The organism is Halobacterium bonnevillei, assembly GCF_009831555.1.
Classification (GTDB): Archaea; Halobacteriota; Halobacteria; order Halobacteriales; family Halobacteriaceae; genus Halobacterium; species Halobacterium bonnevillei.
In genome coordinates this window covers 1-6,024 of record NZ_WUUU01000173.1, presented here as the reverse complement: position 1 = coordinate 6,024, position 6,024 = coordinate 1, and the positions used below count along the sequence as shown (strand labels likewise).

General features: G+C 69.6%; 8 protein-coding genes and 1 pseudogene. 1 reads left to right on the top strand and 8 read right to left on the bottom strand.

Annotated elements, in window-relative coordinates:
- Positions 1–193: 193 nt before the first annotated feature.
- The 4 genes and pseudogenes from GRX66_RS19615 to GRX66_RS15505 all read right to left on the bottom strand — a co-directional run bounded on the left by GRX66_RS19615 (position 194) and on the right by GRX66_RS15505 (position 2,598).
- Positions 194–349, bottom strand: a complete 156-nt coding sequence (locus tag GRX66_RS19615; protein WP_201293056.1) for a hypothetical protein — start codon at positions 347–349, stop codon at positions 194–196.
- 131 nt (positions 350–480) lie between these two features.
- A pseudogene (locus GRX66_RS15515) lies at positions 481–1,400 on the bottom strand (cation diffusion facilitator family transporter).
- Positions 1,401–1,475: 75 nt separating this feature from the next.
- Entirely contained in the window at positions 1,476–1,952 is a 477-nt protein-coding gene (locus GRX66_RS15510; protein ID WP_159527353.1) for a hypothetical protein, read from the bottom strand.
- Between the two features lie 103 nt (positions 1,953–2,055).
- Positions 2,056–2,598, bottom strand: coding sequence for an HIT family protein (locus tag GRX66_RS15505; RefSeq protein ID WP_159527352.1), 543 nt, complete (start codon positions 2,596–2,598; stop codon positions 2,056–2,058).
- 146 nt (positions 2,599–2,744) lie between these two features.
- Here GRX66_RS15505 and GRX66_RS20970 point away from each other — a divergent pair, with 146 nt between their 5' ends.
- Positions 2,745–2,945, top strand: coding sequence for a DUF7835 family putative zinc beta-ribbon protein (locus tag GRX66_RS20970; protein ID WP_233745573.1), 201 nt, complete (start codon positions 2,745–2,747; stop codon positions 2,943–2,945).
- A gap of 65 nt (positions 2,946–3,010) precedes the next feature.
- Here GRX66_RS20970 and map read toward each other — a convergent pair whose 3' ends face one another.
- From map to GRX66_RS15485, 4 genes are all read right to left on the bottom strand, one after another.
- Positions 3,011–3,901, bottom strand: coding sequence for a type II methionyl aminopeptidase (gene map / locus GRX66_RS15500; protein ID WP_159527351.1), 891 nt, complete (start codon positions 3,899–3,901; stop codon positions 3,011–3,013).
- A gap of 40 nt (positions 3,902–3,941) precedes the next feature.
- On the bottom strand, positions 3,942–4,382 hold the full coding sequence (locus GRX66_RS15495) for a hypothetical protein (protein WP_159527350.1): 441 nt from the start codon (positions 4,380–4,382) through the stop codon (positions 3,942–3,944).
- Between the two features lie 43 nt (positions 4,383–4,425).
- Complete coding sequence (locus GRX66_RS15490; protein WP_159527349.1) at positions 4,426–4,980, bottom strand: NUDIX domain-containing protein; 555 nt, start codon at positions 4,978–4,980, stop codon at positions 4,426–4,428.
- A gap of 138 nt (positions 4,981–5,118) precedes the next feature.
- Complete coding sequence (locus tag GRX66_RS15485) at positions 5,119–5,883, bottom strand: hypothetical protein (RefSeq protein ID WP_159527348.1); 765 nt, start codon at positions 5,881–5,883, stop codon at positions 5,119–5,121.
- Positions 5,884–6,024: the final 141 nt, after the last annotated feature.

Below are 6,024 nucleotides of genomic sequence, written 5' to 3'. Positions count from 1 at the left end.
AGGGGCTGCCGTGCGGTCGCGTGCGAGGACGACGGCGCTCGGCGGCGGTGGCGAGGCCGGCGGTAGCGGCCACGGCGACCGTGGCAGCGGGACTTCCGAGAACAGGGGACGGCGGTCCCGGCATGCGTGACGCAACGCACCCGGGGGACTTGATGGTGAGCGGGGCGTCCCAGCCGGTGCGAACGCCGCGTGGTCAGGGTTGCCGCGACTGGACGTTCGTACTCCCGCACTCGGGGCACTGCGTCATCGTCCCGAGCGTCGGGTGCGTGGCTTCTCCCCAGTCACCGTTTCGTGGTGCTGTACGGCCGCACTCGAGGCATCGGAGCTGCGCTTGCTGGGTCTCGCTCATGTCCTGCGATACGTGGCGGGTTCCCAAAGAACTATCCCCCGAAGACCGACAGGTAGCGGCGAGTGAACGTTCGGTCGGCGGTCGCTCGACGTGCTCGCGGCCGCGGAGTAATCACGCAGTCCCGGCGAATCTCAGCCGTCACGGCCCGCGTCAGTCGTCGCGACGTCGTCGTCGGCCTTCCACTCGCCGAGTTCCTTCGGGTCGACGTGCACGAAGACGTCGTCGACCTCGGGAATCGAGCCGACGGTCTCGATGATCTCGCTCTCGATGTCGTGGGCCTCGTGCAGCGTCATCTCGCCCTCGACTTCGACGTGGAGGCTGACGTCGACCTCCGGGCCGACGTAGTGCGCGACGACGTCGTGGGCGCCCTCCACGTCGGGGTGGGCGAGCGCGCGCTCCAGGATCTCCTCGCGGAGCGTGTCCGGCGGCGCGGCGCCGACCAGGTAGTTGACGTTGTCGCGGACGATCTCGTAGCCGGTGTAGAGGATGCCGAGCGCGACGACGAGCGCGGCGACTGGGTCGAGAATCGGGTAGCCGACCGCCGACCCGACGACGCCGGCGAGCGCGCGCTCGCGGTGAGGATGTCGTTGCGGTTGTCCAGCGCGGTCGCGCGAATCGCCGGCGAGTGGTGGGTCTCCGCGGCGTCGAGACAGTACTTGTAGAGGCCGTACTTCCCGACGGCGGTCCCGGCGAGCACGACGACGCCGGGGATGCCCGCGGAGCGGCCGACGTCGCCGGAGAGGAGCGCGGTGGACGCCGACCAGATGACCGCCGCGCCGGCGCCGAGCACGCCGACGGCGACGAACAGCGAGACGAACGGTTCGATGCGCTCGTGGCCGTGCGGGTGCTCGAAGTCCGGCGGTTGCGTCGTCAGGTAGAGGCCGCCGAGCACGACCAGGGAGTACGCCACGTCCGCGAGGCTGTTGACCGCTTCGGAGCCGACGGCGATGCTCCCCGTCACCCACCAGACGGCCGCCTTCGCCACGACGAGCACGAGGTTGGCGGCGAACACCACGCCGCCGACCCGTCGGACCGCGCGTCTCCGGTCCATCAGGGCGACGTTCCCCGTCCGGGGGGTTCGGCCTTTCGGTTCCGGCCGCCCCTGCGGCGACGGGGACGGCCCGGGTCAGCGGTTCTTCCAGCCCATGTCCACCTCGGCGACGACGCGATCCTGCTCGGCGTGGACATCCACGCGAACGTTCTTCACCGAAGGTGCGTTCTCCATCCCGACGGTGACCGTGCGGCGGTTCTCCGCGTCGGCCACGACGAAGTGGTCGTCGTCCACCGTCGCCTCGACGACGAACAGCCCCTCGCCTGTCAACACCTGGTCCCACTCCTGTGGCTCGTCCGGCGTGACCTCGGCACTCTCCTCGAAGAAGACGTCGTCGCTCTCGCCGCGGGGCCACGCTGTGACCGTCACGGGGTAGGTGTGGTCCGTCTCGTTGACGACGCGGACGCCGAAGGACTGTTTGCCCTGGTCGGGGTCGTCCGGGTCGCCGGGGGTGCCGCCGACGCCGGGCAGCACCGAGCAGCCGGCGAGCGCGCTCGTCGCGAGGACACCGCCGCCACGCAGCACAGTTCGTCGGGTCGGCTGGAGGGCCATACGCCCGTCGAGACCCGCCGGCGTAAAGGCAGTTTCCGTGACACAAACGGGCGTCGTTGCCTTCCCGGAGACCTGGGAGAGGGGAGCCGGAACCGATGGCGTGTCAGTCGAACGCCAGCAGCGGCGCGCCGTCCTCGGCGTCGACCGCGTCGGGGTGGTCGGCGAACGCCGCCCGCAGGCGGTCGTAGGTTTCGTCGACGGCTTCGACGATGACTTTCGTGTCCCCGACGACGGGCATGAAGTTCGTGTCGCCGTCCCACCGCGGGACGACGTGCGTGTGGAGGTGGTCGTCGATGCTCCCGCCCGCGGCGCTCCCGCCGAGGTTCAGGCCCGCGTTGAACGCATCCGGGGCGAACGCCTCCTCGAGGGCGTCGAAGGTGGCTTGCTTCAGGCGGGCGTGGTTCAGCAGCGTGTCCGCGTCCAGGGCAGAGTACTCGCCCGTGTGCGTCCGGGGGACGACCATGCAGTGCCCGGGGTTGTACGGGTAGTTGTTGAGCATCACGAACGCGTGCTCGGAGCGCGCGACGACGAGGTGTTCGCGGTCGGCGTCCCGCTGCGGGAACGCGCAGAAGACGCAGTCGACGCCCTCGTTTTTGTCCTCGCGCTCCACCCAGTCGATGCGCCACGGAGCGAACACCTGCTTCATGCCAGGACTGTCGGACTCCCCCGGCAGTAGTGTTTCGATGCCACCCCCCCAGGGAGGTCACACGTTGTCACTACAATGATTGTTTTGTGTGAACAAGCCTCATACATTTACGTCTAGCGCGCGTGTGATAATCGGAGGGACACAAAATGGCGAGTAAACACCCGCGTGCGGAGGGGATGGTAGAATTCTGTGCTACCTGTGGGACAGAGACGATACACGACATCTCGGTGGAACTGCGCACTGAAAACGAAACGACGGAAAACGCACAGTTCTCCCGGGAACCGTACCGCATCGCGACCTGCCAGACGTGCGGGCAGACCGCAGCGCGCCGCATGAACAACGCGTAGCGACGCGGGTCAGTCGGGGAGCACGCAGCACCGACCACGCCGTCCGTGACCGGTCCCGACGACGCTCAGTTCGTCGTGACCTCGCACCCGTCCTCGGTGACAATCAGGGTGTGCTCGTCCTGGCTGACGAGCGCCCCCTCGTCCTCTTTCAGCACCGGATACGACCGTACGACGTCCGCCATCTCCAGGCGACGCAGGCTCATCTCCGCGCGCGGCGCGTCCAGCCACCGCGCCGCGAACGGCAGGCCGTCGAACCGCTCGAGGTCGTCCAGGAGTTGGCGCGCGCGCCGGTCGCGGACGTTCCCGGAGCCCACCACCTCGTAGATCTCCGTGTCCGACCCCTCGGTGACCTTCCCGGTGCCGTCCGTCGCGAACGGTTCGATCGCGAGCACGTCCCCGACTTCCAGTTCCGTGCCCGAGTCCAGCGCGCGGTTCGGGACGTTCGGCCCGGTGTGGGCGTCGTAGTGGTCGACCCCGTGGCCGGTGAGATTGACCACCGGGTTGTAGCCGTAGGCCTCGATGACGTCCTGGATCTCCGCGCCGATCTCGCCCGTGTGCACGCCCGGTTCGACCGCGTCCACGGCGGCCTCCAGCGCCTCCTCGGCGGCCTCCACGAGTTCCGGGTTCCCGGAGAGGTCGACAGTGGTCGCGGCGTCGGCGATGCGCCCGTCGACGTGCACGCCGACGTCCAGACACACCATCTCCTCCCCGAACTCGGTGTCGTCGTCCGCGCCCGGCGCGGCGTGGCTGGCCTCCTCGTCGACGCTGATGTTCACGGGGAACGCCGGTTCGCCGCCCAGTTCCCGGATGCGCTCCTCGGCGAACTCCGCGACTTCGAGCTGCGTCACACCCACCTCGATTCGGTCGGCGGCCGCCGCCATCACCTCGGTGAGAATCTCGCCGGCTTCCACGTACTGCTCGTACGCCTCGGAGCCGACTTCCACGTTGTCTGCCATACCATCCGGTTGGCCCGATGCCGGGAAAGAGGTTGCGGGATTACGCCGCTCGTCGCCGCCAGACGCGGTACCCGTACCCGATGACGCCGCCGGCACAGGCACCGAGCACGCCGAAGAACGCGCCGATTGCCACCGGTTCGGTGTCCGTGGCGAAGTCGACGAGCGTGCGGAGTACTGGGTCCTGGCCGTGCAGGACGTGGAACCCGATCATCGAGCCGGCGAGCGAGGCGACGCCGATGGCCACGCAGACCACGGCTGCGCGGTACCGCGCGGCGTAGAGCGTGCTCGCGACGACGGCGATTGCCGCGGCGTCCAGCGGGAAGTAGACGCCGCCCCTGCTGGTCGACGCCAGGAACAGCGCGGTACTGACGGCGGTCGCGATTGCGGCGGCGACCACGACCGGAATCCCCACGCGGAGTGCGGTGCGTCGCGGCCCGACGAGCAGGCGACGGAGGGTGGAGCGCAGCGAGCGGACGTCCATACGAACGCCGTGCGCTCCGACGGGAAAAGTCCGGTGTCGAGTCTCACCGGCCGACGAACCACGCGACGTCCTCGCGGAACGCGTCGTCCGCGACGCCGTCCGGGACCGAACCGAACCAGTCGTCCGCCCACTCGTCGCCGTCAGCAGACGCCCGCTTCGCGTTCAGGTAGTCCATCGGCGTCTCGTCGTCCAGCGGCGCCGCCCGGAACACCACGTCGTAGCCCGTCGTCTGCCGCGTCGAGGACCCCGCCAGCCGGTAGGACGTCCGGCGCACGCGCTCGGGCCGCTCGACGTCGACGGCGAGCCCCGTCTTCTGTGCGACCCAGCGCCGCGCGACCGCCGCCCAGTCGTCGCCCGCTTTCACGGGACTTGCCGGCAGCGTCCAGCCCTGGGGCGCGTTCACCAGCAGGACCTCGCCGTCGTCGTTCAGCACGCCGACGGCCACGGTCCCGGCCCACGTCTCGTGACCGTTGAACGCGCCGCGGTCGTCGACCACCTCAGTCTCCTCGCGGAACAACACGTCCGTGCGCTCGCGGCACTCCTCGGGGTCCAGCAAGCAGGTCTTCGAGACGCCGTCGTAGGTGGGTCGTACGGGCATTGGTGGAGGGACGTCGGCCGCCGAAGCCGACCGCAGACGGGCGTCTACGAAGTGCCGGTACAAGAACGCTGCGCCGACACCTCGCCTCCGGACGGCGTCGAGCGAGCCGCCGGACGCTCGCCGTCAGCGCAGCCGACGTCAGTCGTCGCGGTCGTCGACCCAGGCGGGCCGCTCGGGCGACCCGCCGAACTGGACGATCTCGTAGTGGGCGTAGTCCGCCTCACTGCCGGGCGTACTCACGGAGACGGTGGCCTCGTGGACGACGCCGCGCTCGTCCACGACGAAGCGCGCGTCGAACGTCGCGTTCGCACCGATCGCTTCGGTCGCGTTCTCGGCGACGAGCGTGGTGAACGTGCGGCCGTCGCGGACGACCGCCTGCTCGACCGCAAACTCGCCCATTTCCAGGTAGGACCGGTACTGGGGCGCTCGCGTGAGCGACAGCCACGGGGGCAAGTCCTCGACAGACGAGACCGCGGTGTCGCCGTCGATCGTGGCCGCCCGCAGCGTCGCCGTGGCGTTGCTCCAGACGCGCGTCCGCGACCGCTGCGACACGGCGTCCGACGCGCCGCTCGCGAAGCGGACCGTCTCCACCGTCGTCTGGAACCGCTCAGCACCCGGTGCGACGACCGTGTCGAAGGTGCGCGTCTGGTTTCCGCGGTGCGGTGGGTCCCTGACGAACGTGCCGTCGAGCACGAACCCCTCGGCACGCAGCGCCGCGTCGTGGGCCTCGGCAAGCGCAGAGGCGTTGCCCACGCCGGACTCGTTCACGCCGGGCGGGAGGTCCGCCTCCGCGGGGTCGACGGTCTCCTTCGGGGAACTGGACGTCGTACCGCCGGGCACGGCGGTGCAGCCCGCGACCACCAACAGCCCGGCGACGGCGACGGGGACCAATCGATGAAGCACGTTCTCGACTGGCCACCATCAGATATTCAAGCAGTGGTTCCCTGCCCACGACATCGAGCGCCAGGACCACCCGTTCTGCAACAACGCGAATGCCGCCATCCGGCGCGAACTGTGGGAAGAGTATCCCTATGACGAGCAACT